This window comes from Rothia sp. HMSC036D11, assembly GCF_001814205.1.
GTDB classification, from domain to species: Bacteria; Actinomycetota; Actinomycetes; order Actinomycetales; family Micrococcaceae; genus Rothia; species Rothia dentocariosa.
The window spans coordinates 76,704-101,842 of record NZ_KV815312.1; the positions used below are offsets into that span (position 1 = coordinate 76,704).

The 25,139-nt window shown below is 54.0% G+C and carries 35 protein-coding genes; all 35 read left to right on the plus strand.

What is annotated here, in order from left to right; translation table 11 throughout:
* Positions 1-539: 539 nt before the first annotated feature.
* The 35 genes from rpsJ to ppk2 all read left to right on the plus strand — a co-directional run bounded on the left by rpsJ (position 540) and on the right by ppk2 (position 25,131).
* The gene (gene rpsJ, locus HMPREF2958_RS07550) at positions 540-848 is read left to right on the plus strand and encodes a 30S ribosomal protein S10 (RefSeq protein ID WP_004005287.1); all 309 of its coding nucleotides are present in this window, start codon (positions 540-542) and stop codon (positions 846-848) included.
* A gap of 13 nt (positions 849-861) precedes the next feature.
* Complete coding sequence (gene rplC, locus HMPREF2958_RS07555) at positions 862-1,518, plus strand: 50S ribosomal protein L3 (protein ID WP_004005286.1); 657 nt, start codon at positions 862-864, stop codon at positions 1,516-1,518.
* Between the two features lie 6 nt (positions 1,519-1,524).
* Positions 1,525-2,142, plus strand: a complete 618-nt coding sequence (gene rplD / locus HMPREF2958_RS07560) for a 50S ribosomal protein L4 (RefSeq protein ID WP_004005285.1) — start codon at positions 1,525-1,527, stop codon at positions 2,140-2,142.
* On the plus strand, positions 2,142-2,444 hold the full coding sequence (gene rplW, locus HMPREF2958_RS07565; RefSeq protein WP_004005284.1) for a 50S ribosomal protein L23: 303 nt from the start codon (positions 2,142-2,144) through the stop codon (positions 2,442-2,444). Before rplD ends, rplW begins: the two co-directional genes overlap by 1 nt.
* Positions 2,445-2,486: 42 nt before the next feature.
* Positions 2,487-3,323, plus strand: a complete 837-nt coding sequence (gene rplB, locus HMPREF2958_RS07570) for a 50S ribosomal protein L2 (RefSeq protein ID WP_004005283.1) — start codon at positions 2,487-2,489, stop codon at positions 3,321-3,323.
* Positions 3,324-3,335: 12 nt separating this feature from the next.
* A complete protein-coding gene (gene rpsS / locus HMPREF2958_RS07575; protein ID WP_004005282.1) occupies positions 3,336-3,617 on the plus strand; it encodes a 30S ribosomal protein S19 in 282 nt (93 codons plus the stop codon).
* A gap of 58 nt (positions 3,618-3,675) precedes the next feature.
* Positions 3,676-4,041, plus strand: coding sequence for a 50S ribosomal protein L22 (gene rplV, locus HMPREF2958_RS07580; RefSeq protein ID WP_004005281.1), 366 nt, complete (start codon positions 3,676-3,678; stop codon positions 4,039-4,041).
* Positions 4,042-4,839: a 30S ribosomal protein S3 gene (gene rpsC, locus HMPREF2958_RS07585; protein WP_004005280.1), complete on the plus strand. Its 798-nt coding sequence runs from the start codon at positions 4,042-4,044 to the stop codon at positions 4,837-4,839.
* Positions 4,840-5,256: a 50S ribosomal protein L16 gene (gene rplP / locus HMPREF2958_RS07590; protein WP_004005279.1), complete on the plus strand. Its 417-nt coding sequence runs from the start codon at positions 4,840-4,842 to the stop codon at positions 5,254-5,256.
* Positions 5,257-5,261: 5 nt separating this feature from the next.
* Positions 5,262-5,501: a 50S ribosomal protein L29 gene (rpmC, locus tag HMPREF2958_RS07595; RefSeq protein WP_013397613.1), complete on the plus strand. Its 240-nt coding sequence runs from the start codon at positions 5,262-5,264 to the stop codon at positions 5,499-5,501.
* Positions 5,498-5,770, plus strand: coding sequence for a 30S ribosomal protein S17 (rpsQ, locus tag HMPREF2958_RS07600; RefSeq protein ID WP_004005278.1), 273 nt, complete (start codon positions 5,498-5,500; stop codon positions 5,768-5,770). The genes rpmC and rpsQ overlap by 4 nt, the downstream gene beginning before the upstream one ends.
* A gap of 307 nt (positions 5,771-6,077) precedes the next feature.
* Positions 6,078-8,072 (plus strand): S-layer homology domain-containing protein, encoded by a 1,995-nt coding sequence (locus HMPREF2958_RS07605; protein ID WP_070697566.1) that lies wholly within the window; start codon positions 6,078-6,080, stop codon positions 8,070-8,072.
* 1,453 nt (positions 8,073-9,525) lie between these two features.
* Positions 9,526-9,897, plus strand: a complete 372-nt coding sequence (gene rplN / locus HMPREF2958_RS07610; RefSeq protein ID WP_004005276.1) for a 50S ribosomal protein L14 — start codon at positions 9,526-9,528, stop codon at positions 9,895-9,897.
* Between the two features lie 3 nt (positions 9,898-9,900).
* On the plus strand, positions 9,901-10,236 hold the full coding sequence (gene rplX, locus HMPREF2958_RS07615) for a 50S ribosomal protein L24 (protein ID WP_004005275.1): 336 nt from the start codon (positions 9,901-9,903) through the stop codon (positions 10,234-10,236).
* Positions 10,236-10,796: a 50S ribosomal protein L5 gene (rplE, locus tag HMPREF2958_RS07620; RefSeq protein WP_004005274.1), complete on the plus strand. Its 561-nt coding sequence runs from the start codon at positions 10,236-10,238 to the stop codon at positions 10,794-10,796. Before rplX ends, rplE begins: the two co-directional genes overlap by 1 nt.
* 73 nt (positions 10,797-10,869) lie before the next feature.
* Positions 10,870-11,268, plus strand: coding sequence for a 30S ribosomal protein S8 (rpsH, locus tag HMPREF2958_RS07625; protein WP_004005273.1), 399 nt, complete (start codon positions 10,870-10,872; stop codon positions 11,266-11,268).
* A 27-nt stretch (positions 11,269-11,295) separates the two neighbouring features.
* Positions 11,296-11,832 carry a 50S ribosomal protein L6 gene (gene rplF, locus HMPREF2958_RS07630; RefSeq protein ID WP_070697567.1) on the plus strand — a complete coding sequence of 179 codons (537 nt, stop codon included), beginning with the start codon at positions 11,296-11,298 and terminating at the stop codon, positions 11,830-11,832.
* Positions 11,833-11,834: 2 nt separating this feature from the next.
* Positions 11,835-12,197, plus strand: coding sequence for a 50S ribosomal protein L18 (rplR, locus tag HMPREF2958_RS07635; RefSeq protein WP_070534491.1), 363 nt, complete (start codon positions 11,835-11,837; stop codon positions 12,195-12,197).
* Positions 12,198-12,226: 29 nt separating this feature from the next.
* On the plus strand, positions 12,227-12,868 hold the full coding sequence (gene rpsE, locus HMPREF2958_RS07640) for a 30S ribosomal protein S5 (RefSeq protein WP_172461391.1): 642 nt from the start codon (positions 12,227-12,229) through the stop codon (positions 12,866-12,868).
* Positions 12,868-13,074, plus strand: coding sequence for a 50S ribosomal protein L30 (gene rpmD / locus HMPREF2958_RS07645; protein WP_070697568.1), 207 nt, complete (start codon positions 12,868-12,870; stop codon positions 13,072-13,074). Before rpsE ends, rpmD begins: the two co-directional genes overlap by 1 nt.
* Position 13,075: 1 nt before the next feature.
* Entirely contained in the window at positions 13,076-13,522 is a 447-nt protein-coding gene (gene rplO / locus HMPREF2958_RS07650) for a 50S ribosomal protein L15 (RefSeq protein ID WP_070697569.1), read from the plus strand.
* A gap of 273 nt (positions 13,523-13,795) precedes the next feature.
* A complete protein-coding gene (gene secY / locus HMPREF2958_RS07655; protein WP_013397608.1) occupies positions 13,796-15,103 on the plus strand; it encodes a preprotein translocase subunit SecY in 1,308 nt (435 codons plus the stop codon).
* Positions 15,100-15,663, plus strand: coding sequence for an adenylate kinase (locus tag HMPREF2958_RS07660; protein ID WP_048779670.1), 564 nt, complete (start codon positions 15,100-15,102; stop codon positions 15,661-15,663). The genes secY and HMPREF2958_RS07660 overlap by 4 nt, the downstream gene beginning before the upstream one ends.
* Before the next feature lie 119 nt (positions 15,664-15,782).
* On the plus strand, positions 15,783-16,619 hold the full coding sequence (gene map / locus HMPREF2958_RS07665) for a type I methionyl aminopeptidase (protein ID WP_070697570.1): 837 nt from the start codon (positions 15,783-15,785) through the stop codon (positions 16,617-16,619).
* 67 nt (positions 16,620-16,686) lie between these two features.
* On the plus strand, positions 16,687-17,916 hold the full coding sequence (gene rlmN / locus HMPREF2958_RS07670) for a 23S rRNA (adenine(2503)-C(2))-methyltransferase RlmN (protein ID WP_048754759.1): 1,230 nt from the start codon (positions 16,687-16,689) through the stop codon (positions 17,914-17,916).
* Positions 17,917-18,124: 208 nt separating this feature from the next.
* On the plus strand, positions 18,125-18,346 hold the full coding sequence (gene infA, locus HMPREF2958_RS07675) for a translation initiation factor IF-1 (RefSeq protein ID WP_005505018.1): 222 nt from the start codon (positions 18,125-18,127) through the stop codon (positions 18,344-18,346).
* 126 nt (positions 18,347-18,472) lie between these two features.
* Positions 18,473-18,586, plus strand: a complete 114-nt coding sequence (rpmJ, locus tag HMPREF2958_RS07680; RefSeq protein WP_004005257.1) for a 50S ribosomal protein L36 — start codon at positions 18,473-18,475, stop codon at positions 18,584-18,586.
* 173 nt (positions 18,587-18,759) lie between these two features.
* On the plus strand, positions 18,760-19,128 hold the full coding sequence (gene rpsM / locus HMPREF2958_RS07685; RefSeq protein WP_005505026.1) for a 30S ribosomal protein S13: 369 nt from the start codon (positions 18,760-18,762) through the stop codon (positions 19,126-19,128).
* Between the two features lie 68 nt (positions 19,129-19,196).
* A complete protein-coding gene (gene rpsK, locus HMPREF2958_RS07690; protein WP_004005255.1) occupies positions 19,197-19,601 on the plus strand; it encodes a 30S ribosomal protein S11 in 405 nt (134 codons plus the stop codon).
* A gap of 137 nt (positions 19,602-19,738) precedes the next feature.
* Positions 19,739-20,731 carry a DNA-directed RNA polymerase subunit alpha gene (locus HMPREF2958_RS07695; protein ID WP_013397604.1) on the plus strand — a complete coding sequence of 331 codons (993 nt, stop codon included), beginning with the start codon at positions 19,739-19,741 and terminating at the stop codon, positions 20,729-20,731.
* Positions 20,732-20,831: 100 nt separating this feature from the next.
* Complete coding sequence (rplQ, locus tag HMPREF2958_RS07700; RefSeq protein WP_070697571.1) at positions 20,832-21,551, plus strand: 50S ribosomal protein L17, sunset domain variant; 720 nt, start codon at positions 20,832-20,834, stop codon at positions 21,549-21,551.
* 217 nt (positions 21,552-21,768) lie between these two features.
* Positions 21,769-22,665: a tRNA pseudouridine(38-40) synthase TruA gene (gene truA / locus HMPREF2958_RS07705; protein ID WP_210400891.1), complete on the plus strand. Its 897-nt coding sequence runs from the start codon at positions 21,769-21,771 to the stop codon at positions 22,663-22,665.
* A 264-nt stretch (positions 22,666-22,929) separates the two neighbouring features.
* Positions 22,930-23,373, plus strand: coding sequence for a 50S ribosomal protein L13 (gene rplM, locus HMPREF2958_RS07710; RefSeq protein WP_004005251.1), 444 nt, complete (start codon positions 22,930-22,932; stop codon positions 23,371-23,373).
* Positions 23,374-23,406: 33 nt separating this feature from the next.
* Positions 23,407-23,904: a 30S ribosomal protein S9 gene (gene rpsI, locus HMPREF2958_RS07715; protein WP_004005250.1), complete on the plus strand. Its 498-nt coding sequence runs from the start codon at positions 23,407-23,409 to the stop codon at positions 23,902-23,904.
* A 171-nt stretch (positions 23,905-24,075) separates the two neighbouring features.
* Entirely contained in the window at positions 24,076-25,131 is a 1,056-nt protein-coding gene (ppk2, locus tag HMPREF2958_RS07720; protein WP_070697573.1) for a polyphosphate kinase 2, read from the plus strand.
* The last annotated feature ends 8 nt before the right edge of the window (positions 25,132-25,139 follow it).

Consider the following 25,139-nt stretch of genomic DNA (forward strand, 5'->3'; position numbering starts at 1 on the left):
TTGATTTGATGCTTTATTCGGCATAGAGGTTTCTGGAAAAAGAATGAGAGAATCCTGAATGTGAAATAACCGCATTTTTAAGGAGTAATTCTGGTTTTCGAGATTTCCTCTTGATAAATTCTCTGGACACTCAAACGATATGAAAAAATAAAATAATGAACCTCAGCATGAGAGTCAGGCAGGACTGCGAAACAACAATGCAGATCTTCGTAGATGGTTGTGTTTTTAACAACAACCTTTGATTCTGCTTGCGTGGGGTGATGAGTTTTGAGAGAATGGACGACGTTGTAAAAGCGTTTATCTGTTCTAGATAAGCCCACATATGACCCGGTCCGAGGAATGAAGGGACGAGTCTGTCTTACGGTAGGCGACACGCCCGAGTTCGGGGGTCGGTGCCCATGCGGGGTGAGGAACCCGGTTTCACCGGATTCAGTCCGTGGTGGGCGGCGCACGTGATGAATATATCGCGTTCCTTAAGCGCCATGATAAGGGGCACAAGCTCCGATACAGGGAATACATCAAGAAAGAGAGTCCGACAGATGGCGGGACAGAAAATCCGCATCCGTCTGAAGTCCTATGATCACGAGGTCATTGATTCTTCGGCACGGAAAATCGTCGAAACGGTAAAGGGTGCAGGCGCAACTGTAGTTGGCCCCGTGCCGTTGCCGACCGAGAAGAACGTATACTGCGTTATTCGTTCTCCCCATAAGTACAAGGACAGCCGCGAGCACTTCGAGATGCGTACGCACAAGCGTCTGATCGACGTTGTTGATCCGACCCCTAAGGCTGTTGATGCCCTCATGCGTCTTGACCTGCCGGCAGACGTGAACATCGAGATCAAGCTGTAGAGGATCGCATCTCATGACTAACAAATTCGAGCGCCAGGTGAAGGGTCTGCTGGGTACTAAACTTGGCATGACTCAGGTCTGGGACGAGGACGGCAAAGTTGTGCCGGTGACCGTCGTCAAGGCCGATTCTAACGTTATTACTCAGATCCGTAACCAGGAAACTGACGGCTACCACGCTGTGCAGATCGGTTTCGGTTCCATCGATTCTCGCAAGGTTACCAAGCCTCTGGCTGGTCACTTCGAGAAGGCCGGTGTTACTCCCCGTCGTCACCTCGTCGAACTGCGCACCGCAGACGCTGCTGAGTATTCCCTCGGTCAGGAATTGACCGTTGAGATGTTCGAGCCCGGTCAGAAGGTAGACGTCGTTGGCAAGACCAAGGGTAAGGGTTTCGCAGGTGTTATGAAGCGTCACGGCTTCAAGGGTGTTGGCGCATCGCACGGTCAGCACAAGAACCACCGTAAGCCCGGTTCCATTGGTGGTGCATCCTATCCCGCACGCGTGTTCAAGGGTATGCGCATGGCTGGCCGTATGGGCGCAGCTCGTCACACCACTTTGAACCTGACTATCCAGGGTGTGGACGCAGAGAACAATGTCCTGCTGATCAAGGGTGCAATCCCCGGTCCTAAGGGCGGCGTTGTTCTGGTTCGTACCGCTGTGAAGGGAGCCTAGTACATCATGGCTGTCAAAACCCTTAAGGTAGATCTGCCCGCAGAGATTTTCGACGCGCAGGCATCCGTACCCCTGCTGCACCAGGTTGTCGTTGCACAGCTTGCTGCCGCACGTCAGGGTACCCATAAGACCAAGAACCGTGGTGAAGTTTCCGGTGCAGGCCGTAAGCCCTTCAAGCAGAAGGGTACCGGTAATGCACGTCAGGGCTCCATCCGCGCTCCGCATATGACCGGTGGTGGCGTGGTGCACGGTCCGACCCCGCGTAACTACGCACAGCGCACCCCCAAGAAGATGATCGCCGCAGCACTGCGTGGCGCTCTCTCTGACCGCGCTCGTCACGACCGCATCCACGTGGTGGAGAACTTCATCTCTGGTGAGACTCCCTCGACTAAGGCTGCTAAGGCTGCATTCGCAGAGCTTACCGATCGCAAGAATGTTCTGTTCGTTATCGATCGTGCAGAGGATGTGCTGGCACTGTCCGCACGTAACCTGCAGAAAGTTCACGTGCTCTACGCAGATCAGCTCAACACCTACGATGTGCTGGTTTCGGATGATGTAGTCTTCACCAAGGCGGCATACGACGCGTTCGTAGCTGCTAATCAGAAGAAGGAGGGCGCTAAGTAATGAGCGTTTCCACCAAGTCTGTGTACGACGTAATTATCGCTCCTGTTGTTTCTGAAAAGAGCTATGGACAGATCGACGAAGACAAATACACTTTCGAGGTCGCTCCGGACTCAAACAAGCTTGAAATCAAGCAGGCTATCGAAACAATCTGGGACGTCAAGGTTGCTTCCATCAATACTATGAACCGTAAGGGCAAGCGGAAGCGCACCCGTTTCGGATGGGGCTCTCGTAAGGACACCAAGCGTGCCATCGTGACCCTCAAGGAAGGCCGTATCGACATCTTCGGCGGTCCGCAGGCATAAGGCTCGCGGAGACCACTTTAACGAAGGAAAGAAATATCTCACATGGGTATTCGTAAGTATAAGCCGACGACCCCGGGTCGCCGCGGTTCGAGCGTTGCTGATTTCGTTGAAATCACCCGCTCCACCCCGGAAAAGTCCCTGCTTCGTCCGCTTCACAAGACCGGCGGCCGTAACAACACCGGTCGTATCACCACTCGTCATAAGGGTGGCGGACACAAGCGTCAGTACCGTCTGATTGACTTCCGCCGTCACGATAAAGACGGTGTGAATGCACGCGTTGCGCACATTGAGTACGATCCAAACCGTACCGCACGCATCGCACTTCTGCACTACTTCGATGGTTCTAAGCGTTACATTATCGCTCCGAACAGGCTCTCTCAGGGCGACATCGTCGAGTCTGGACCTTCAGCCGACATCAAGCCCGGCAACAACCTGCCCCTGCGCAACATCCCCGTGGGTACTGTGCTCCACTGCGTTGAGCTCCGTCCTGGTGGTGGCGCAAAGCTGGCACGTTCCGCTGGTGCTTCGGTTCAGCTGGTTGCTAAGGAAGGCAAGTACGGTCAGCTCCGTCTGCCCTCCGGCGAAATCCGTAACGTGGATGTTCGCTGCCGTGCAACCGTGGGCGAGGTTGGCAACGCAGAGCAGTCCAACATCAACTGGGGTAAGGCAGGTCGCAACCGCTGGAAGGGTATTCGCCCGACCGTTCGCGGTGTGGTTATGAACCCGGTTGACCACCCGCATGGTGGTGGTGAGGGTAAGACCTCCGGTGGTCGTCACCCGGTTAACCCCAATGGTAAGCCCGAGGGTCGTACTCGTCGTCCCAATAAGGAAAGCGACAAGCTCATCGTTCGTCGCCGTCGTACTGGCAAGAAGCGCTAAGGAGCCTGACACATGCCTCGTAGTTTGAAGAAGGGCCCTTTCGTTGATCAGCACCTCTACCTGAAGGTAGCGGCTCAGAACGAGAAGGGCACCAAGAATGTTATTAAGACTTGGTCCCGTCGCTCGATGATTATTCCCGATATGCTCGGGCACACCATCGCAGTGTACGACGGACGCAAGCACGTACCGGTATTCATTACCGAGTCGATGGTTGGGCACAAGCTCGGCGAGTTTGCACCCACCCGCACTTTCCGCAGCCATGTGAAGGACGACCGTAAGGGTAAGCGTCGCTAATCGGATAATCCGATCAGTTACGTTTCCTTTTCGGCATAAGACGAAAGAGAGATAGGCAATGGAAGCCAAGGCATCAGCGCGTTTTGTTCGCGTTACGCCTATGAAGGCCCGCCGTGTCGTCAACCTGATCCGTGGTAAGCAAGCGGAAGAGGCTCTGGCGATTCTGAAATTCGCACCCCAAGGTGCTTCAGAACCGGTATATAAAATCGTTGCTTCGGCAGTAGCAAACGCTCGCCAGAAGGCGACCCAGGAAGGTCTGCCGTTCCGCGAGGAAGAGCTGTTCATCAGCGAAGCATTCGTGAATGAAGGTCCGACCATGAAGCGCATTCAGCCCCGCGCGCAGGGTCGTGCATACCGTATCAATAAGCGCACCAGCCACATCACCGTGGTAGTTGCTACCCCGGAGAAGGAGGAGGACCGCTAAATGGGTCAGAAAATTCACCCGAACGGTTTCCGACTGGGCATTACCACCGAGCACGTCTCCAAGTGGTTCGCTGATTCCAACAAGCCCGGCGAGCGTTACGCAGACTTCGTTCGCGAAGATGTGAAGATCCGCGAGCTTTTGGCAAAGAACCTGGATCGTGCGGGCGTTGCAAAGGTTGAGATTGAGCGTACCCGTGACCGTGTGCGTGTGGATATCCACACCGCTCGTCCCGGTATCGTCATCGGCCGCCGTGGCGCTGAAGCAGACCGCATCCGTGGCGAGCTTGAGAAACTGACCGGCAAGCAGATTCAGCTGAACATTCTTGAGGTTTCTAACCCCGATCTGTCAGCTCAGCTGGTTGCTCAGAGCATTGCAGAACAGCTTGCAGCGCGTGTTGCATTCCGCCGTGCTATGAAGAAGGCAATCCAGTCCGCACAGCGTGCAGGCGCAAAGGGTATTCGTATCCAGTGCTCCGGTCGCTTGGGCGGCGCTGAAATGTCCCGTTCCGAGTTCTACCGTGAAGGTCGTGTGCCCCTGCACACCCTGCGTGCGAACATCGATTACGGTTTCTTCGAAGCCAAGACTACCTTCGGTCGTATTGGTGTGAAGGTCTGGATCTACAAGGGCGACTTGACCGACAAGGAACTGGCAGCTCAGCAGGCAGCTAACAACCGTCGCGGCAACCGCCGTGATGGTGATCGCCGCCGCTCCGGTGGCCGTGGTCCCCGTCGTGAACGCCGCAACGAGAATGCTTCGGCAAACACCGAAGCCAAGACTGCAGAGAACGGTGAGGCATAAATGCTTATTCCCCGTCGAGTAAAGTTCCGTAAGCAGCACCACCCCAAGCGTCATGGTCTTGCAAAGGGCGGCACCGAGGTTAGCTTCGGTGAATGGGGCATTCAGGCTCTTTCGCCCGCATATGTGACCAACCGTCAGATTGAGGCTGCACGTATTGCAATGACCCGTCACATCAAGCGTGGCGGTAAGGTCTGGATCAACATTTACCCGGACCGTCCGTTGACCAAGAAGCCTGCCGAAACTCGTATGGGTTCCGGTAAGGGTTCACCCGAGTGGTGGGTCGCTAATGTTAAGCCCGGTCGAGTCATGTTTGAGATCGCCGGTGTATCCGAAGAGGTGGCTCGCGAGGCGCTGCGCCTGGCAATCCACAAACTCCCGATGAAGGCACGTGTTGTGCGTCGCGAAGGTGGTGAATAAGCGAGATGGCAGTTGGATCCAAGGATCTGAGCATCGATAAGCTCGCAGAGCTCTCCAACGAAGAGCTGGCTGCAAAGCTGAGCGAATCGAAGAAGGAACTCTTCAACATCCGTTTCCAGGAAGTCACCGGTCAGGCTAACGCTGGTCGTCGCCGCACCATCAAGCGTGATATCGCACGTATCTACACCGTGCTGCGTGAGCGCGAGCTCGGTATTCGTCCCGCAACCGAAGGTGAGTCCAAGTGAGTGAAGTAAAGAACGAAGAGCGCGGCTACCGTAAGTCCCGCCGCGGCTACGTTGTCTCCGACAAGATGGACAAGACCGTTGTCGTCGAGGTCGAGGATCGCGTGAAGCACGCTCTATACGGCAAGGTTATGCGCCGTAGCTCCAAGATCAAGGCACACGACGAGCAGAATGTCTGCGGCGTTGGTGACTATGTTCTGTTGGCAGAGACCCGTCCGCTGTCCGCTACCAAGCGTTGGCGTGTCGTGGAGATCCTAGAGAAAGCTAAGTAAGCACCTAGGACTCTGCTTGAGCACTATATGAGGTAGGGCCTCTTCCCCCATAATTCCGTTGGGGGAGAGGCCCTACCTCTATGTTCTATAGGTTTCTTGTATGAAAGATGTGCAGATGATGAAACGAAATATATTCCAGTACTTTATGAAAACTTTACTTTTTGAATATGGTTGAAAATCCGCTCTAGTATTGCTTACTATCGAAGGTACGCTTACTAAGTAAAACCTATATTTGACGTGGTTTCGCTGATTAGTGAGCTTCTAGGGCGTTATGCCCCCGACACACTGCATACTGAGGAACACAGACATGACTCCTTCATCTAATCACGGCATATCTCGACCCACGCAGAGAGCGTTAGCATCTGCTGGAGCCGTATCGCTTGTGATGGCATCGTTAAGCGCGATGCCTGCATCGTTCGCTAACGAGCAACAGCCCGCTCCCCACGACAACAGTTCTGGTTGTCGTAATATTGCGATCACCGCTGATCGATACCAGGGGCTTCCGGGCGAATATCAGCTGGCATATTCCAACTACACCCGGAACCTTTATACAACATTCTCAAATGGACGTCCGCCCGTTTACACCGGCGGCATTGGAGTGTGGACAACCTACGGCGAAATCCCAACCCTCGATGAAGTTATGCTGCCGGGAACCGTAGATTTTGTACCCAGCGGGCAGACCGAAGCGACAAGTAAGCAACTTGCTTCTCCTGACGGTATTGCGATTGATGATGCACACGGTACTATCTGGGTAACCCAGACTCGTACCAACTCGGTAACCGTGTACGATCTGTACACCAAGAAGGAACTGTGGACCAGCTACGGTGCGCAGAATCCGGAAAACGGGTCTGTATCGCGTCCTCGTGAGGTTAAGGTTGATGCGAAGTCAGGGAAAGCATTTGTTTCTGGTTCTGGCGGCGTTACTGTGTTCGACTTGAAGAGCCACCAGGTTATTCAGAAGATTAACTTTACTAGTTCCGATGGCTCTGCTGATACGGGCATGAATATGGAGCTGGATTCCGAAGGTGGTCGCCTCTACGTACCTTCGCTGAACTCGGGAACGCTGAAGGCTATCAATACCGACACTCTCGCTGTTGAGCAGACCATTGAGCTGCATAAAGAAGTGGCAGACGCGCAGCTGCGTCCCTCCGATGTAACGATTGATAAGTCTCTGAGTGAAATCTATGTTTCGTCCCAGGGCGATATGGACCGCGAGACGAAAGTTTCTAAGGGGAACTCTGGTATCACGGTTTACGACTTGAAGACGGGCGAGTACAAGAAGAGCGTTAATTTCGGGAAACAGACGCTGGCGATTACTGCCGACGAAGAGCATGACGTGGTTTATGCTACCGATTTTGCCACCGGAAAGATCGGCGTTATTGACGGTCGTACCGGCTCCATCACGCATGAGGTGAGCACGGGTGCAGAAGGCGGAGCTAACGACGTTCTTGTAACCCCCGAAGGCGAAGTCTACGCGGTTGTCAGAGACAAGTTTGCTGATAACGTGACGACGGGGTACACGCTGGATCCCACCACCGGTAAATTTAAAGAAGCGGCAAGTGCTGAACCCAAGGGTGAGAACGGGGCAGATACTCCGATCACGGTAAATTCCCTTGTCAAAATTACTCCGACGTTTACTGCTGTTCCAAATATTCCTCAGTGCGATCCCGCGCAGACTCAGCAGGTTGTCGCCACGACTTCAACAGCAGGTGCTGTATATCCTAGGGGCACCAGCACAGTTCCCGCGCAAACCAAGGCTGATGCCCCCGTTTTCTCGGATGTTCCTGAAGGTTCTCCCTTTTACGCCGATATTCAGTGGTTGGCGCATCAGCGGCTTTCTTTTGGGTGGGCTGATGGTACCTATCGCCCCCAGCAGCCGGTAGATCGTGGGGCTATGGCGGCGTATTTTTACCGTCTAGCGGGTTCTCCCGAGGTAGCACTTCCTGAGACCTCACCTTTTAAAGATGTCGATTCGTCGCATCCTTTCTACAAAGAGATTGTGTGGATGTCCCAGCAGGGCATTACAACTGGGTATGAGGATGGAACTTATCGTCCCGGCATATCGGTAGATCGTGGAGCAATGGCGGCTTTCTTCTTCCGTTATGCGAAGGTGACAAACTATGAGGTACCGCAGACTCCTCAGTTCAAGGACGTCGATCGCAATAATCCGTTCTACCGCGAGATTTCCTGGTTTAAGGACCAGCACATCACGACTGGCTGGGGTGACGGCACTTTCCGTCCGAACGAGCCTATTCAGCGTGCTGCGATGGCGGCTTTCATCCACCGATTCGCCGTCAAATAAATAAGAGGCGACATAAGCGAGTACGCAGTTACCGAGGCGGTGCTTACCCCACGTTCGTGGGGTAAGCACCGCCTTGTTACTGTTATTTGGAGTATTCGAGGTAAATCCATTGCTCAGGTGAACGTGGGCATGAGAGAGCCACGATCTTGAGTGAGTACCGCTGCTATTTGCCTAAATAGTAGAGAATAACGCCGCGACCTTCGACGGTGACGGCGTTATTTGACAGTTAAAAGCGGTTCGGCTCCTGCAGACGGACTAGCAAGGAATATGGGACCCAAGAAATCTGTCTGATAAGAGCCGAACCTGTAAAATGACGCAAGCGTCTTAACCATTATGATGCAAAATGTTAGATTTTGCATCATGTTCACGAATAAAAGAGAAAAAATCTTGTTAATTCATGAAGTTATCTATCTTTATATCCGTAATGTGTCTAATATGCAGGTACACGAGTCTTAAGTGTCATAAGCCAGTTTCATCCAGGAAGTACAGAGCTTCGGGCGTTTTATAGAGTATGTTGCGTTATGGTGCTGGTAGGAACTTATTTAAGGGCAATGTTCGCTTCGATATGGGACATGCTAAGTGGCAGAGCATATGATGGGTAGAAATTTCCGAGCCCCTCATGCGGAAGACAGTGACATGGTTCAAATCTTGAGCCTCACAATTTGTAAAGCTCATGAGAATCTTGAGCAGCATCAAGTTGGGGCCAATCCTAAAACTCATAAGCTTTTTTGTTAGCGGAAGTTTCAAACATGCTCGCACGCGTGGGCATGTCGTTGCGACAACCGCCCGCGTTAACCCGAATACCTTGGTATCGAGACGCTTGCAAAATGACCGGTTGCACTGGATGAGCATCTTCAAACGGCAGGGCAGTACTACCTGCAAAGCCCATATGGTTCGGTACTCGATAACCGCGACAGTAATGTTTGGGTGGGCGGCGCAAACACTGTCGGTGATGGTATACGCGCAGGATAATTTTTCACCAGTATAGAACCCCGTCCGAGTTGCAGAACCTGAAGGGTCTGACAGTGATACTCCCGATGTGACGGTTGCGGTAACCCGCAAGATGGTGCCATCCAGCGGATACCCCCGCACTGTCTTCTAATAATCTGAGAATGTGTGCATTGAAGCCCGGTATGATGCGCTATGCCTCACGATAAATCCTTTGAAATATCAGGAAAATTCCGGTAAAGTTTTAAGACTGTGTGGCTATACCCAGATATAGTCTCATAACCACGGGTTTCTCGTGCCAGTGCATAATGCCGCTATAACGGGTGGATACGCCCGCTTACGCGGGTCCAAATGCTCCTGGCATGGGTTACCCCAGGCGTTTCCGCTAACCCGCACATTTTTATGATGCTGTGGGCCCGGGGCGTCAATCAATCCCGTAAAAATGTTCCGCAAGGCTGGCTCGCGCCTGAAGGCGAGTCGGAACCGGCGAGACGACAGGAGAAATATGATTCAGCAGGAGTCGCGACTGAAGGTCGCCGATAACACTGGTGCGAAGGAAATCCTGACCATCCGTGTGCTTGGTGGTTCCTCGCGTCGCTACGCAGGCATCGGCGATATTATCGTCGCAACCGTCAAGGATGCAATTCCTGGCGGCACTGTTAAAAAGGGTGACGTTGTGAAAGCAGTCGTCGTCCGTACCAAGAAGGCAACCCGTCGCGCAGACGGATCCTACATCAAGTTCGACGAGAACTCAGCAGTTATTCTGAAGAACACTGATGGTGATCCCCGTGGTACCCGTATCTTTGGTCCCGTTGGTCGTGAACTTCGCGATAAGAAGTTCATGAAGATTGTTTCGCTGGCTCCGGAGGTGCTCTAACTTATGGCTAAGATCAAGTCCGGCGACCTGGTTCAGGTTATTTCCGGTGCAGACAAGGGTAAGCAGGGCAAAGTTCTGAAGGTTATCCCCAAGGAAAACCGCGTGATTGTTGAGGGCGTTAAGGTCGTCACCAAGCACACCAAGGCAAACCCTGTAACCGGCGCAGCAGGCGGTATTCAGAAGGTGGAGGCACCGATTCACGTTTCGAACGTGGCAATCGTTGATCCTGAGACCGAGAAGCCGACCCGTGTTGGTTTCCGCGAAGAGACTGTAGAGCGTAATGGCAAGCAGCGTACCGTTCGCGTGCGCGTTGCTAAGCGTTCGGGGAAGGATATCTAATGAGCGAGACCAAGATTACCCCCCGCTTTAAGACCAAGTACGCTGAGGTTGTCGTTCCCGCGCTGCAGGAAGAGTTCAAATACCAGAACGTCATGCAGACCCCGAAGTTCGTTAAGGTCGTCGTAAATATGGGTGTTGGCGAGGCAGCTCGCGATGCAAAGCTCATGGACGGCGCAATCCGCGATCTCACCGCTATTACCGGTCAGAAGCCGGTTGTAACCCGTGCCAAGAAATCCATCGCACAGTTCAAACTGCGTGAAGGCATGCCAATCGGCGCACACGTTACCCTGCGTGGCGACCGCATGTGGGAGTTCCTGGACCGCTTGGTTACCCTGGCTCTGCCCCGTATCCGCGATTTCCGCGGTCTTTCCGATCGCCAGTTCGACGGTAACGGCAACTACACCTTCGGCCTCACCGAGCAGTCCATGTTCCACGAAATCGATCAGGATTCGATCGACCGCGTGCGTGGTATGGACATCACCGTGGTGACCAGCGCCAAGACCGACGATGAAGGCCGTGCCATGCTGAAGGCACTGGGCTTCCCGTTCAAGACCAACTAACGACTACGTTGCAGGTCCAGAGTCTGTTACCGCAGATTAGGGAAACCACAACGAGGAAGGGCTACAGCCCAAAATGACTATGACTGATCCGGTCGCAGATATGCTGACCCGTTTGCGCAACGCAAACTCCGCATACCACGACACCGTATCTATGCCCTACTCGAAGCTCAAGGCTCGCATCGCCGAGATCCTGAAGGCTGAGGGCTACATTGCCGATGTTAAGGAAGAGGAAGCAAAGGTTGGCAAGACCCTGACCCTCGTTCTTAAGTACGGTCCGTCCCGCGAGCGTTCCATCGCTGGCGTGCGTCGTATTTCCAAGCCGGGCCTGCGTACCTACGCAAAGTCCACGAACCTGCCTCGGGTTCTGGGTGGTCTCGGTACCGCTATTCTGTCCACCTCCTCGGGCCTGCTCACTGATAAGCAGGCTGCGAAGAAGGGTGTGGGCGGCGAAGTTCTCGCCTACATCTGGTAGTCGGTTAGAAGAGAAAGGAAGAGAAGAATGTCACGTATTGGACGTCTCCCCATCTCGGTTCCAGCCGGCGTTGAGGTAAAGGTTGATGGCAACCTGGTGACCGTTAAAGGTTCCAAGGGTGAGCTGAGCCACCAGGTGGCTTCCCCCATTACTGTTGCTCTAAACGACAATGAAATCGCGGTATCGCGCCCGAACGACGAGCGTGTTTCTCGCTCTCTGCATGGTCTGACTCGTACCCTGATTCAGAACATGATTATCGGTGTGACCAACGGCTACGAGAAGAAGCTGGAAATTGTTGGTACCGGTTACCGTGTGACCGCGAAGGGTAACGGCCTGGAATTCGCTCTAGGTTACTCCCACCCGATTAGCGTTTCTGCACCCGAAGGTGTTTCCTTCGCCGTGGAAGGCGCTAACAAGCTGACCATTTCGGGTATCGATAAGCAGCTCGTCGGTCAGGTTGCAGCAAACATTCGTGGTCTGCGTAAGCCCGATCCCTATAAGGGCAAGGGTGTTCGCTACGCAGGTGAGCACATCCGCCGCAAGGTCGGAAAGGCTGGTAAGTAAACATGGCTATCAAGTCGAAGGCATCGCAGCGTGCACGCCGTCACGCTCGCATCCGCAAGTATGTTTCGGGTACCGCTGCGCGTCCGCGCCTGTGCGTCACCCGTTCGAGCCGTCACATGTTCGTTCAGGTTATCGACGATGTCAAGGGCGTAACCCTGGCATCCGCCTCCACTATGGAAGCAGAGCTTCGTGCCGCAACCGATCTGGACAAGACCGCTAAAGCAAAGCGTGTTGGTGAGCTTATAGCAGAGCGCGCTAAGGCAGCCGGTATTGAAACTGTCGTGTTTGACCGCGGCGGCAACAAATACCACGGTCGTGTTGCAGCAGTTGCTGATGGCGCACGTGAAGGAGGTCTGGCACTCTAATGAGCGAACAGAACGTAAAGGAAACTCAGGTGAGCGAAGCAGTAGCAGCTGAAACCGCTGAGACTTCCAAGCAGCGCGAAGAGCGCCGCAACAACCGCGGCGAGCGTCGCGGTCGCGGTGATCGTAAGAACCGCGCACGCGAGGAGGAAAAAGATAAGTACATCGAGCGCGTGGTAACCATCAACCGTGTGTCCAAGGTCGTCAAGGGCGGTCGTCGCTTCAGCTTCACCGCTCTGGTCGTTGTTGGTGACGGTAATGGCATGGTCGGCGTTGGCTACGGCAAGGCTAAGGAAGTTCCAGCAGCTATTGCCAAGGGTGTTGAGGAAGCTAAGAAGAACTTCTTCCGTGTACCCCGCATCGAGAACCGCACCATTCCCCACCGCGTACAGGGTGAGGAAGCAGCAGGCGTTGTGATGCTCCGCCCGGCAACCGCTGGTACCGGTGTGATCGCTGGTGGTCCGGTGCGTGCAGTGCTCGAAGCAGCAGGTATCCATGATGTGCTGTCGAAGTCTCTCGGTTCCTCGAACCAGATCAACATTGTTCACGCAACCGTTGCAGCACTCAAGCAACTGGAAGAGCCTCTGGCAGTTGCAGCCCGTCGTGGTCTGCCCAACGATGAGGTTATCCCCAGCTACCTGCGCAACACCAAGTCCGATAAGGCAGGTGCGTAATGGCTAAGCGTATTCAGCCCAGCGACGCAAAGCTGGAAATCACCCAGGTTAAATCCTATGTTGGTCAGAAGCAGAACATGCGTGACACCCTACGTTCCCTCGGCTTGAAGCGCCCGGGCAGCAAGGTAGTGCGCACTGCCGACCCCGTCACCGTTGGCATGGTTAACACCGTTGCTCACCTGGTGAAGGTTGAGGAGGTCAAGTAAGATGGCAGACGCTATCAAGATTCACGATCTGCGCCCGGCACCGGGTGCCCACAAGGCAAAGACCCGCGTAGGCCGCGGTGAAGGCTCCAAGGGTAAGACCGCAGGTCGCGGTACCAAGGGTACCAAGGCTCGTTACCAGGTTCGTCCCGGCTTCGAGGGCGGTCAGCTTCCGCTGCACATGCGCCTGCCGAAGCTGCGCGGATTCAAGAACCCGTTCCGTACCGAGTACCAAGTCGTTAACCTGAAGCGCATCCAGGAACTGTTCCCCGAAGGTGGCGAGGTCACCGTCGAGAACCTGGTTGCTAAGGGTGCCGTTCGTAAGAACGAGCTTGTAAAGGTTCTAGGCGACGGCGACATCACCGTTAAGGTGAACGTTGTGGTTGATAAGGCTTCTGCATCCGCAATCGCTAAGATTGAGGCGGCAGGCGGTTCTGTAACCGTTAAGTAGTCTTCAGATTCATCAGATGGCTCCCGCACATGAGGCGGGGGCCATCTTCTTTGAGCAGCAAGAGTCTGCATTAAAGCTTTTATGATGTATTTAACGTCTCAGAAATTCTAGAAAATTCATCTTAAATAACGCTCACAGAATATAAAATACGCATATCTCGCGCCGTGGTTATCGACAAAACCGGTGAACAGGCTAGACTGGAAGGTATGTGTTTTAGCGTGTTCCTAACGTCTGCGTTAGCGAATACATACCCCAAGATTTTCAGGAGGACATGTGCTTAGCGCGTTCGGGCGAGTCATTAAGACCGCCGACCTGCGACGTAAGCTGCTGTTTACCCTAGGCATGATTGTGCTGTACCGTATGGGCACCTTCATTCCCGCCCCCGGTATTTCCTACGGCACGGTTCAGCAGTGTCTTAACGCCAACCAGACTCACGGTGGTGCCTACGACATCATCAACCTGTTCAGCGGTGGTGCACTCCTACAGCTTTCTATCTTCGCGCTGGGCGTGATGCCTTACATTACGGCGAGCATTATTATTCAGCTGTTGCGCGTGGTCATTCCTCGTTTCCAAGAGCTGCACGATGAAGGGGCTCAGGGACAGGCCAAACTCACCCAATACACCCGTTACCTCACTATCGCTCTTGCGCTTCTCAACGCAACCACGATTGTGTCTATGGCACGCTCTGGCGTGCTTCTGGGGAACTGTCCCGGTATCATTCCGCAGGATGACGTGCTGCACATCCTGGTTATTATCATTACTCTGTGTGCCGGTACCGGCGTCATCATGTGGATGGGCGAGCAGATTACTGAGCGTGGCGTGGGTAATGGCATGTCTTTGCTTATCTTCACCTCGATTGCTTCTTCATTCCCGAACGCTCTGGGTTCCATCCTGGAACAGCAGGGCCCATTTGTCTTCTGGTCCGTATGCCTTGTGGGCCTTGCCGTAATGCTCGCTGTGGTCTACGTGGAGCAGTCTGTACGCCGCGTTCCCGTGCAATATGCTAAACGCATGATTGGTCGCCGTACTATTGGCGGTACCAGTACCTATATTCCGCTCAAAGTCAATATGGCGGGCGTTATTCCCATCATCTTCGCCTCCTCACTGCTGACTTTGCCTGGTATTATCGCGCAGTTCAATACACCACAGGGTGGTGCAGCACCCCCCGAATGGGTGAACTGGGTAAATACTTACCTTACGAGGGGCGATCATCCGCTGTACATCGCTCTGTACTTCCTGCTGATTCTTGGATTCACGTATTTCTATGTTGCGGTGACTTTCGATCCGGTCGAGGTTGCAGACAATATGAAGAAATATGGCGGCTTTATTCCGGGGGTTCGCGCGGGTAAGCCCACTGAACGTTACCTCAGCTATGTGCTAACCCGCATTACACTTCCGGGTTCGCTTTACCTCGCTGTGGTTTCCATGATTCCGCTTGTTGCGTTGGTTCTCTTCAACGCAAACCAGAACTTCCCGTTCGGCGGTGCATCGCTGCTGATCGTGGTGGGTGTTGGTCTTGATACTCTCAAGCAGGTCAGCGCCCAGCTTCAACAACGAAACTATGAAGGATTGCTTCGATGAACCGTCTTCTGATCATAGGTCCTCCCGGTGCCGGTAAAGGCACCCAGGCCGTCAAGATTGCTGAGGAACTGAAGATTCCCGCGATTTCGACCGGCGATATTTTCCGGAAGAACATTAAGGAAGAGACCGAGCTCGGTAAGGAAGCGAAGTCTTATATTGACTCCGGCAACCTCGTGCCCGATTCTGTTACGAACAATATGGTGCGTGCTCGTCTCGACGAAGCCGATGCGGCACACGGTTTCCTCCTCGACGGATACCCCCGCAACATCGCTCAGGTTCACGAGCTTGATGCTATCCTTGCGGATAAAAACCAGCAGATTGATCGTGTACTTTTGCTCGTTGCAGATAATGATGAGCTTGTTGCCCGACTGCTCAACCGAGCTGCCGAGCAGGGGCGCACCGACGATAATGAAGAAGTCATTCGCCATCGCTTGAAGGTGTACGAAGAAGAAACCGCACCGCTGATCGCGATTTATCGTGAACGCGGTATCGTCAAAGAGGTTAACGGTTTAGGCGAAATTGCCGACGTGACCGAACGTATTCTTAAAGCCCTATCTTAGGGATATACATCATAAGCTGCGCCTCCGTTATATCGTGCGGGGGCGCAGTTGCATGAACGCACTGCCGCAGTAATGGTGATACGGCAATGCTCTTAGGCCTCAGAACGAGAAGGAACCCTATGGCACGTGTAGAGATCAAAACTAATGCCCAGTTACATCACATGTCGCGCGCAGGCATTATAACTAGCCGTGCGTTGGATGCGGCAGTTGCGGCAGCAAAGCCCGGGGTGAGCACCGCAGAGCTCAATAAAGTTTTTGAGCGCAGCCTAAAAGAGCAGGGCGGAATATCGAACTTCTATGGCTACTATGACTATCCGGCAAGTGTCTGCACCTCTGTGAATCATGAGGTGGTACATGGCATACCCGGTGACTATATCCTTCAAGACGGCGATATTATCTCTATCGATGGAGGCGCCTATATTATTGACCCGGCTACTAAGAAGCAGTGGCATGGCGATTCTGCGCGAACTGTATTGGTTGGACATACTTCACAGGCCCGCCGAGACCTATCCGATATAACCCGGGAAGCCCTCTGGCACGGTATCGCAGCCCTGGCACACGCAAAGAAAATCGGCGAGGTTGGGATTGCGATCGAAGAATTCGTGCGCAGCGAAACCGGGGATACATACGGTATCATCGAAGACTATGTAGGCCACGGCATCGGTACCCACATGCATATGGCACCCGACGTGCTGAACTACGCCGCTCGTGACCTCGGCCCAAAAATTAAACCTGGCATGGCATTTGCAATCGAACCCATGCTTGTAACGGGGAATACCAATACCACCGTACTTGAGGATGACTGGACAGTCATTACAACCGACAGGTCGGATGCCTGCCAATGGGAGCACTCGGTTGCCGTGCATCGAGATGGTCTATGGGTTCTAACCGCAGAAGATGGGGGAGCCTCTGAACTGGCACGCTTCGGCATTATCCCCGTACCGATTCCTAAGTAGCATCTGCCCGCTTTGGGGCGTGCATCCTTGACAAGCATCGAGCATCTATAACGCCCGAAGGAAAACTATGAGCGAAACTCTGACAGGCTGCGCCGCAGCCTCAACCGATTCCACGTCGCGCTCCACCAAAGTACCCGTGGAGATTTCAAGCGTGCGCCCTGAACCGGGAAAAATTGCGCTCAAAGCACCCCGGCGCACAAAACCGCCCAAGCATATTGCTGATTTTGATATGGCAGGGCGCCGTGAATTCCTCAAGGAACTGGGATACCAGCCCTTCCGTGCATCACAGCTCTCAAAGCACTATTTCGAACGGCTGGTTAACGATCCGGCGCAGATGACAGACCTGCCTGCTCAGGACCGTGACGAGATGGTATCCCGCGCAATGCCGCAGCTGCTAACTCCTGTGCGAACCCTAGAAGCTGACGGCGGGGATACCCTCAAAGTCGTACATCGTCTTTTCGATGGGGCGCTTATTGAATCGGTCATTATGCGGTATGACAACCGCGTCACCATGTGTATTTCCTCGCAGGCTGGATGCGGGATGAACTGCCCCTTTTGTGCCACCGGGCAGCAGGGGCTCACCCGCAATCTCTCGACCGCAGAAATCGTAGAGCAAGTAGTTGCTGGGGCACGATATCTGAAGCAGATGAAGGGTCTTGACAAGGCCGATGGAGGGTCGGAAGATACCCGCCCGCTACGCGTCTCCAATATCGTATTTATGGGAATGGGCGAGGCGCTCGCAAACTACAAATCAACGATGGGTGCGGTGCACCGTCTGATCGATCCCGCCCCCGAGGGACTGGGTATCTCCGCGCGCGGACTTACGATGTCTACCGTGGGTTTGGTGCCCGGTATCCGCAAGTTTGAGCTGGAGAAACTGCCGATTACGCTTGCCCTCTCGCTGCACGCGCCGGATGATGAACTGCGCGATGAGCTTATTCCCATCAACCAGCGGTGGAAGGTTGATGAGACTCTGGACGCCGCATACGATTATTACCGCACGACCGGGCGGCGCATCTCGATTGAATATGCGCTTATTCGCGATATTAATGACCAGGGATGGCGCGCCGATTTGCTGGGGAAAAAGCTCGCGCAGCGCGGTCGCGGATGGGTGCATGTAAACCCTATTCCGTTGAATCCGACTCCTGGCTCAAAATGGACAGCATCGCGTAAGGGCGTGGAGCAGAATTTTGTGGAGCGTCTGCGGGCACACGGTATTCCAACGACAATTCGCGATACTCGCGGTTCTGATATTGATGGTGCATGTGGTCAGCTCGCTGCTAAAGAAGAAGAGTAGGGGCGCCTCATACCGGATAATAACCCTTATTCTGCAGTTGTTTAAAAGGTAGCTATGTCGTATAGTTGGTAGTTGGCTGTTTGTACCAGCGTTAAGTGCGCCCTTTTTGCAGGTGCAAAACGCTCTTCACCAGTGTGTGAAGATATACAGCATCAGAAGATAGAACTGTTCAGAGCATAAACTCTGGGCACCGACGTTAGCGGAGGATATGGCAAAGAAAGACGGCGTCATCGAGATCGAGGGCTCTGTGGTTGAGGCTTTGCCCAATGCGATGTTCCGTGTTGAGCTAGACAATGGTCACAAAGTTCTCGCGCACATCTCGGGTAAGATGCGTCAGCACTACATTCGAATCCTGCCTGAGGATCGCGTGGTAGTGGAACTGAGCCCCTACGACCTGTCCCGTGGTCGTATCGTCTACCGTTATAAGTAAAACCCGATCATTAAACGTCGCTTCGGCGGCGTTTAAGTCGTGTTCATAGGGATAAATAGTTCTTCTGGTTGCCCAGTAAGAACCTCTTATCTCGCCAGTTATCAAGTTGCAATCAAAAGGAATGCGATGAAGGTCAAGCCGAGCGTTAAGCCGATCTGCGATAAGTGCAAAGTGATTCGCCGTCATGGCGTAGTCATGGTGATCTGCGAAAACCCGCGCCACAAACAGCGCCAGGGCTAAGCCCACGGTAGCTGCGTAACACCGCCTGCGGGCGGAATCGTCATAGGCACCGCTCCGCATTGTTTATCGAGTGATAAAGGATGCGGATACCTCCGGACTCAGAGGCCGGGGACCGGGCAAACACCCGGGCAGTGATGCTACAGACCTCTGGAAAACAACAAGGAGAAGCCAGTATGGCACGTCTCGCTGGAGTTGATATTCCCCGCGAAAAGCGCGTGGAAGTTGCTCTCACTTACATTTACGGCGTGGGCAAGACCCGTGCTCACGAAACCCTTGCTGCTACCGGCGTGAACCCTGACACTCGCGTCAAGGATCTCACCGACCAGGAGCTTGTGGCACTTCGTGACTTCATCGAAGGCAACTACAAGGTTGAAGGTGATCTTCGCCGCGAGGTTGCAGCCGATATTCGCCGCAAGGTTGAAATCGGCAGCTACCAGGGTCTGCGTCACCGTCGCGGCCTGCCGGTTCACGGTCAGCGCACCAAGACCAACGCACGCACCCGTAAGGGCCCGAAGCGTACCGTCGCAGGTAAGAAGAAGTAAGCAACGTTGCTCTGTCGAACTATCAGTATCGACCAACGTATTAGAAAACCTTTGTAGGAGAATCAATAATGCCTCCCAAGACTCGCGCCGCGGCTGCTCGCAAGACCCGCCGCAAGGTCAGCAAGAACATCGTTGCTGGTCAGGCTCACATCAAGTCGACCTTCAACAACACTATCGTCTCCATTACCGATCCCACCGGTGCAGTAATCTCGTGGTCCTCTGCAGGTGATATGGGCTTCAAGGGCTCTCGTAAGTCCACCCCCTACGCCGCACAGCTGGCTGCTGAGACTGCCGCAAACCGTGCTAAGGAACACGGCGTCCGTAAGGTTGATGTTTTCGTAAAAGGCCCCGGTTCTGGCCGTGAGACCGCAATCCGCTCTCTGCAGGCAGCAGGCCTAGAGGTTGGTTCGATTCAGGACGTAACCCCCGTAGCTCACAACGGTTGCCGTCCGCCGAAGCGCCGCCGCGTCTAATTAGGCGAATGCCTAATCCCTCTGCGGCTGTCGTCTTCACAGATAACACCAAAGAGTCCAGACACCCGTCTGCTTCCTAAAATCTGTTTTCCCAAACTTGTGGGCTCATATAGCGGAGCTCACCGAAAGGAAACAAAGTGCTTATTGCACAGCGCCCCACTCTGACTGAAGAGGTCGTAGCGCCGAACCGTTCGCGCTTCACCATCGAGCCCCTTGAGCCGGGCTTCGGCTACACCATGGGTAACTCCCTCCGTCGCACCCTGCTGTCCTCCATTCCCGGCGCCGCTGTTACCAGCGTTCGTATCGACGGTGTTCTGCACGAGTTCAGCACTGTTCCCGGAGTCACCGAGGATGTCACCGAGATTATCTTGAACGTCAAGAAGCTCTCGATTTCTTCGGAAAATGACGAGCCCGTAGTTGCATACCTGCGTAAGCAGGGCGAGGGTGAACTTACTGCAGCCGACATTGAAGTACCTGCCGGTGTTGAGATTCACAACCCGGAACTGCACATCGCAACCCTCAATGCGAAGGCAAACTTCAATGCCGAACTGATTATTGAGCGCGGTCGCGGTTATGTGTCTGCAGCTCAGAACAAGACCGGTGATGCAGAGATCGGCCGTATTCCGGTTGATTCTATTTACTCCCCGGTTCTGAAGGTTACCTTCAGCGTTAACGCAACCCGTGTTGAACAGCGCACCGACTTCGACAGCCTGACTTTGGACGTCGAAACCAAGGAAGCCATTGCACCGCGCGATGCCGTCGCATCCGCAGGCAGCACCTTGGTTGAGCTCTTCGGACTTGCACGTGAGCTCAACGTTGCTGCCGAGGGTATCGAGGTTGGTCCGTCGCCTGCCGACGAGTCCATGGCTGCCGATTTGGCTCTGCCGATTGAGGACCTTAACATGTCCGTTCGATCCTACAACTGCCTCAAGCGCGAGGGCATCCACACCGTGGGCGAGCTCGTGACTCGTAGCGAGGCGGATCTAATGGATATTCGTAACTTCGGTGCTAAATCCATTGATGAGGTCAAGGCTAAGCTGCATGAGCTTGGTCTGGCTCTCAAGGATTCCCCTCCGGGCTTTGAACCTGTTGCTCGTGCATACGATGACGAAGACGGTTCCGGCGAATAAATTTCGATCGAATAGTTCACCCGGTTGTTCCGGGATCAGTAAACGTGGTTCCTAAGTCCCGTTGTTGGGGCGGTGGAACGTAAATCATGGAGAAATAACTATGCCTACTCCCACTAAGGGTCCCCGCCTCGGCGGTTCCCCGACCCATGAGCGCCTAATGCTCAATAACCTGTCGGCGCAGCTCTTCCAGCACAAGCGCATCACCACCACCTTGACTAAGGCAAAGCGTATGCGCCCGGTGGCTGAACGTTTCATCACCTTCGGTAAGAAGGGCGATTTGGCGGCTCGCCGTCGCGTGCTGCGATCCATTACCGACAAGTCCGTAGTACACGAGCTTTTTACTGTAATCGCACCGGCAATGGCCGAGCGTCCCGGTGGCTACACTCGCATCACCAAGATCGGTAACCGTAAGGGCGATAACGCACCTATGGCTGTTATCGAACTCGTGATGGAGCCTGTAGAAACCAAGGGTGCTGTTGCAGAAGCTACCAAGGTTACTGAGAAGGCTGCCGAGACTCCTAAGGCTGAAGCAAAGAAGGCAAAAGCTGAAAAGGCTGAACCTAAGGAAGAAGCTAAGCCCGCTAAGTCTGAAGGTACCGAGGGTCTGCCTGCAGGCGCACACGCTCCGTTAGAATCTGGTGAGGCTCCCGAAGGCTTCGAGGTCAAGGGTAACGCTGACTCGATGAAGTACCACGTGCCCGGCTCCCGCTGGTATGCAAACACCATCGCCGAAATCTGGTTTGACTCCGCTGAGTCGGCTGAGGCGGCAGGTTACGCACCCGCCGGTGGTGCAGCAGCTCAGAAAGTTTCTGCTGAGTAAGTACAGCTAACGCGTTAGCTTATTGTCAAAATCCGTCGCCTAGGTTCATAGGCGACGGATTTTGCGTGTTTCAGACATACATTCTTGGGCAATTCACCAAATATTGTTGAAGGGCGAAAGGGGGAAAGCTACTGTGTCTGATCAGTTACAAGAACCTGGTCCTCAGGCATCACAGATCAACCTGGACTCACAGCCATCATCTGGCGACGGGGAGGTGCTGGGCACGCAGCGGGTACGTATCGACTGTGCCTATGACGGCACGTGGTTTAGTGGGTGGGCAAGGCAGCCTAACCTGGTAACTGTGCAGGGTGTATTAGAGGATGCGCTGGAGCTGGTGCTTCGCGCGCATCACCGAGTGACGGTCGCCGGTCGTACCGATGCCGGAGTACATGCGCAGGCGCAAACTATCCACCTTGATATTGCCACCGAAACCTGGCAGAAACTTACCGGGCGTGACGGGCTGGCAGATCCAGCTGAGTCGCTCAAACGTAAGGTTTCTGGTGCTCTGAAACGAACCCTGGCGCAGGCAGAACATACGCTAGGAATCCCTGAGCGCATGCGCGGGCTTCTTCAAGGATCTCTTGTGCTTCACCAGGTACAGCCCGTGCCGCAGGGCTTTGATGCGCGGTTTTCAGCGACCGGCAGGCGGTATACGTACCGCATCCTGGATGGACAGGGGAGTAGCCCCGATCCGCTGCGCCGCGCGTATGCCTGGTGCATTCCCGAAAGCCTAGACCTTGAAGATCTTAACAAGGCTGCTCATGAACTTACGGGGCTACATGATTTTCTCTCGTTCTGTAAGCCGCGTGAGGGAGCTACGACGATTCGTGAACTCCGCCGTATATACCTGACGCGCCGTGATGACGGAACCATTGAAGCGATGATTGAGGCAGACGCTTTTTGTCATCATATGGTGCGTTCGCTTATAGGGGCACTAGTTCTCTACGGCACCGGAAAACGGACCCAAACATGGCTGCGGGAACGCCTAGAAAACCCGCAGCGGGATGCCTCACTCATTATGGCACCCCCGCATGGATTAGCTCTTGCACACATTGATTATCCAGCGCCTGAAGAGTACGGTCTGCAAGCACGAGCTACTCGGGCAATGCGGTAGAGCAACATTTTTAACGGAGAATCCGCGCCATTTAAGGGTTTTGGTGTGGATTAAGCACCTAAATTGCTGTATAGTTTTGCTAGTTGTGCGTGTTCTGCCCGAGCACGCTCTCGGCACTGTCTAGTTGCAGGACGTCAAGGTGTCGCAGAGTACGGGTCAGAACGGGCGAGCATTCGGTCCTCACCCGGATTCGTCATGCACGTAGTAATAGGCGTGATACCCAACTAAGCGCCGAATGTACATTTCGAGACAAAGGCCAATATTTTGCGCACTTATACTCCTAAGCCCGGCGAAGTTGAGCGCCAGTGGCACATCATTGATGCCACCGATGTGGTGCTCGGTCGCCTCGCAAGCCAGACCGCTATCCTGCTGCGCGGTAAGCACAAGCCGACTTTTACCCCTAACGTGGACACCGGCGATTTCGTGATCATCGTGAATGCTGAGAAGGTCGCTCTGACCGGTGCAAAGCTTGAGCAGAAGCGTGCATACCGCCACTCGGGTTACCCTGGCGGTCTGAAGTCCGTCAATTATGCAGAGCTTCTTGAAACCAACCCTGTTCGTGCGGTTGAGAAGGCTGTGAAGGGCATGCTGCCCAAGAACAAGCTAGCTGCACAGCAGATCAAGAAGCTGAAGGTCTACGCTGGTCCCGAGCACCCGCACGCGGCACAGCAGCCCAAGACCTACGAATTCAACCAGGTCGCCCAGTAATTCGGGCCTACGAAGAAACTATTAGGAGAAATCGTGGCTCAGAACGAAGAGCAGATCGTAGTCGAGGAAGAGCTCACTAGCTACACCTCGGAATCCGCAGCCCCCGTCGCGGCGGCTGCACAGACAAGCCGTCCGGCACTGACTGTTGCAGGTGCTGCAGTCGGTCGTCGTAAGGAAGCAGTGGCACGTGTTCGCGTGGTTCCTGGTTCCGGTAACTGGACCATTAACGGCCGTAGCCTGGATAGCTACTTCCCCAATAAATTGCACCAGCAGGATGTGAACCAGCCGTTCAAGATCCTGGAACTTGAAGGTGCTTACGATGTGATTGCACGCATCAGCGGTGGTGGTCCCTCCGGTCAGGCAGGCGCGCTGCGCCTCGGTATCGCTCGTGCCCTCAACGAGATTGATCGTGAGAACAATCGTCCCGCGCTGAAGAAGGCAGGCTTCTTGACTCGCGACGCACGTGTTATCGAGCGTAAGAAGGCCGGTCTCAAGAAAGCACGCAAGGCTTCGCAGTTCTCCAAGCGTTAATCGCTGGTTCTGCTGCACAAAGCCCCCCCGCACCTCCCAAAGAAGCGCGGGGGCTTTGTGCATTATAAGGGGTTTACCTGCATAAGGTTGCGATAACTGTTACATTTGTCACTCATTCTCACTCTCGGTACAGTTAAAGTGTCAAAGCAGACACGAACGGAAAGAGAATTCATGACAGAAAAGAACCTTCAGCCCGCAACGGAGCAGGTCGAGAGCACCGTACCCGAAACCGCTCCTCAGTCTTCCGATGTTGCAGATCCAGCCGTATCAGAGAAAAAGCACGCTATTAAAGAAGCTCTCAAACCCCAAGTTCGTCGCACCTCGGTGGTTGAAGACTATGCGGCAGAACTGGATGAAATGGCATCTCTCACCCATGCTCTGAGCGGAAACAAGAAAAGCTCAAGGGACGACGCCTGGAAGATTGGCTACCCTTACGATGAAAAACTCGGTCGTAAAGCATACGAAAAAGAAAAACGCGCACTGCAGATTGAGCTTCTGAAGCTCCAGCTATGGGCAAAATCGACCGGGCAGAAAATCCTCATTATTTTTGAGGGACGCGATGCTGCGGGTAAGGGTGGTTCCATCAAACGCTTTACGGAACACCTGAACCCCCGTGGGGCTCGCGTGGTGGCTCTTGAAAAGCCAACCGATATTGAACAGACTCAGTGGTATTTCCAGCGCTATATCAAGCACTTACCCTCTGGTGGCGAGATCGTCATGATGGACCGTTCCTGGTACAACCGCGCCGGGGTTGAGCGTGTGATGGGCTATTGCACGCAGGCCCAGTACTTCGAGTTTATGCGCGAAGTACCCGACTTAGAGCGTATGCTCGTGAACTCGGGCATTAAGCTCATTAAGTTCTGGTTCTCAGTTACCAAGCAGGAACAGCTGGCACGCTTTACCTCACGACGCACTGATCCTGTTCGTCAGTGGAAACTATCACCTACCGATTTGGCGTCGCTCGATAAGTGGGATGATTACACTGCTGCGAAAGAAGCCATGTTCTTCTACACCCATACCGGCGATGCTCCGTGGACCGTTATTAAGTCAAATGATAAGAAGCGTGCTCGTCTGGAAGCCATGCGTTACGTGCTCTCACAATTCGACTACACCTCAAAAGACCGTGAAGTCGTGGGAACCTGCGATCCTTTGATTGTACGTTCTGCAACGGATGTTTTTGAAGAAGAAGGCGGCAGTGACCCCGAAGGTTTCCCTGTCATCCAATAAATAAAACT

Bases quoted from the DNA above. Each gene is read 5' to 3' on its own strand.
- rplD (WP_004005285.1), top strand. From the start codon at position 1,525: ATGGCTGTCAAAACCCTTAAGGTAGATCTGCCCGCAGAGATTTTCGAC.
- rplP (WP_004005279.1), top strand. From the start codon at position 4,840: ATGCTTATTCCCCGTCGAGTAAAGTTCCGTAAGCAGCACCACCCCAAG.
- rpsJ (WP_004005287.1), top strand. From the start codon at position 540: ATGGCGGGACAGAAAATCCGCATCCGTCTGAAGTCCTATGATCACGAG.
- rlmN (WP_048754759.1), top strand. From the start codon at position 16,687: ATGAGCGAAACTCTGACAGGCTGCGCCGCAGCCTCAACCGATTCCACG.
- rpsS (WP_004005282.1), top strand. From the start codon at position 3,336: ATGCCTCGTAGTTTGAAGAAGGGCCCTTTCGTTGATCAGCACCTCTAC.
- rplR (WP_070534491.1), top strand. From the start codon at position 11,835: ATGGCTATCAAGTCGAAGGCATCGCAGCGTGCACGCCGTCACGCTCGC.
- rplE (WP_004005274.1), top strand. From the start codon at position 10,236: ATGAGCGAGACCAAGATTACCCCCCGCTTTAAGACCAAGTACGCTGAG.
- rplW (WP_004005284.1), top strand. From the start codon at position 2,142: ATGAGCGTTTCCACCAAGTCTGTGTACGACGTAATTATCGCTCCTGTT.
- rplB (WP_004005283.1), top strand. From the start codon at position 2,487: ATGGGTATTCGTAAGTATAAGCCGACGACCCCGGGTCGCCGCGGTTCG.
- rplC (WP_004005286.1), top strand. From the start codon at position 862: ATGACTAACAAATTCGAGCGCCAGGTGAAGGGTCTGCTGGGTACTAAA.
- infA (WP_005505018.1), top strand. From the start codon at position 18,125: ATGGCAAAGAAAGACGGCGTCATCGAGATCGAGGGCTCTGTGGTTGAG.
- rpmJ (WP_004005257.1), top strand. From the start codon at position 18,473: ATGAAGGTCAAGCCGAGCGTTAAGCCGATCTGCGATAAGTGCAAAGTG.
- HMPREF2958_RS07605 (WP_070697566.1), top strand. From the start codon at position 6,078: ATGACTCCTTCATCTAATCACGGCATATCTCGACCCACGCAGAGAGCG.
- rplQ (WP_070697571.1), top strand. From the start codon at position 20,832: ATGCCTACTCCCACTAAGGGTCCCCGCCTCGGCGGTTCCCCGACCCAT.
- rpsK (WP_004005255.1), top strand. From the start codon at position 19,197: ATGCCTCCCAAGACTCGCGCCGCGGCTGCTCGCAAGACCCGCCGCAAG.
- rpmC (WP_013397613.1), top strand. From the start codon at position 5,262: ATGGCAGTTGGATCCAAGGATCTGAGCATCGATAAGCTCGCAGAGCTC.
- rpsM (WP_005505026.1), top strand. From the start codon at position 18,760: ATGGCACGTCTCGCTGGAGTTGATATTCCCCGCGAAAAGCGCGTGGAA.
- rplN (WP_004005276.1), top strand. From the start codon at position 9,526: ATGATTCAGCAGGAGTCGCGACTGAAGGTCGCCGATAACACTGGTGCG.
- rplO (WP_070697569.1), top strand. From the start codon at position 13,076: ATGGCAGACGCTATCAAGATTCACGATCTGCGCCCGGCACCGGGTGCC.
- rplF (WP_070697567.1), top strand. From the start codon at position 11,296: ATGTCACGTATTGGACGTCTCCCCATCTCGGTTCCAGCCGGCGTTGAG.
- HMPREF2958_RS07660 (WP_048779670.1), top strand. From the start codon at position 15,100: ATGAACCGTCTTCTGATCATAGGTCCTCCCGGTGCCGGTAAAGGCACC.
- rplX (WP_004005275.1), top strand. From the start codon at position 9,901: ATGGCTAAGATCAAGTCCGGCGACCTGGTTCAGGTTATTTCCGGTGCA.
- ppk2 (WP_070697573.1), top strand. From the start codon at position 24,076: ATGACAGAAAAGAACCTTCAGCCCGCAACGGAGCAGGTCGAGAGCACC.
- map (WP_070697570.1), top strand. From the start codon at position 15,783: ATGGCACGTGTAGAGATCAAAACTAATGCCCAGTTACATCACATGTCG.
- rpmD (WP_070697568.1), top strand. From the start codon at position 12,868: ATGGCTAAGCGTATTCAGCCCAGCGACGCAAAGCTGGAAATCACCCAG.
- rplV (WP_004005281.1), top strand. From the start codon at position 3,676: ATGGAAGCCAAGGCATCAGCGCGTTTTGTTCGCGTTACGCCTATGAAG.
- rpsH (WP_004005273.1), top strand. From the start codon at position 10,870: ATGACTATGACTGATCCGGTCGCAGATATGCTGACCCGTTTGCGCAAC.
- rpsC (WP_004005280.1), top strand. From the start codon at position 4,042: ATGGGTCAGAAAATTCACCCGAACGGTTTCCGACTGGGCATTACCACC.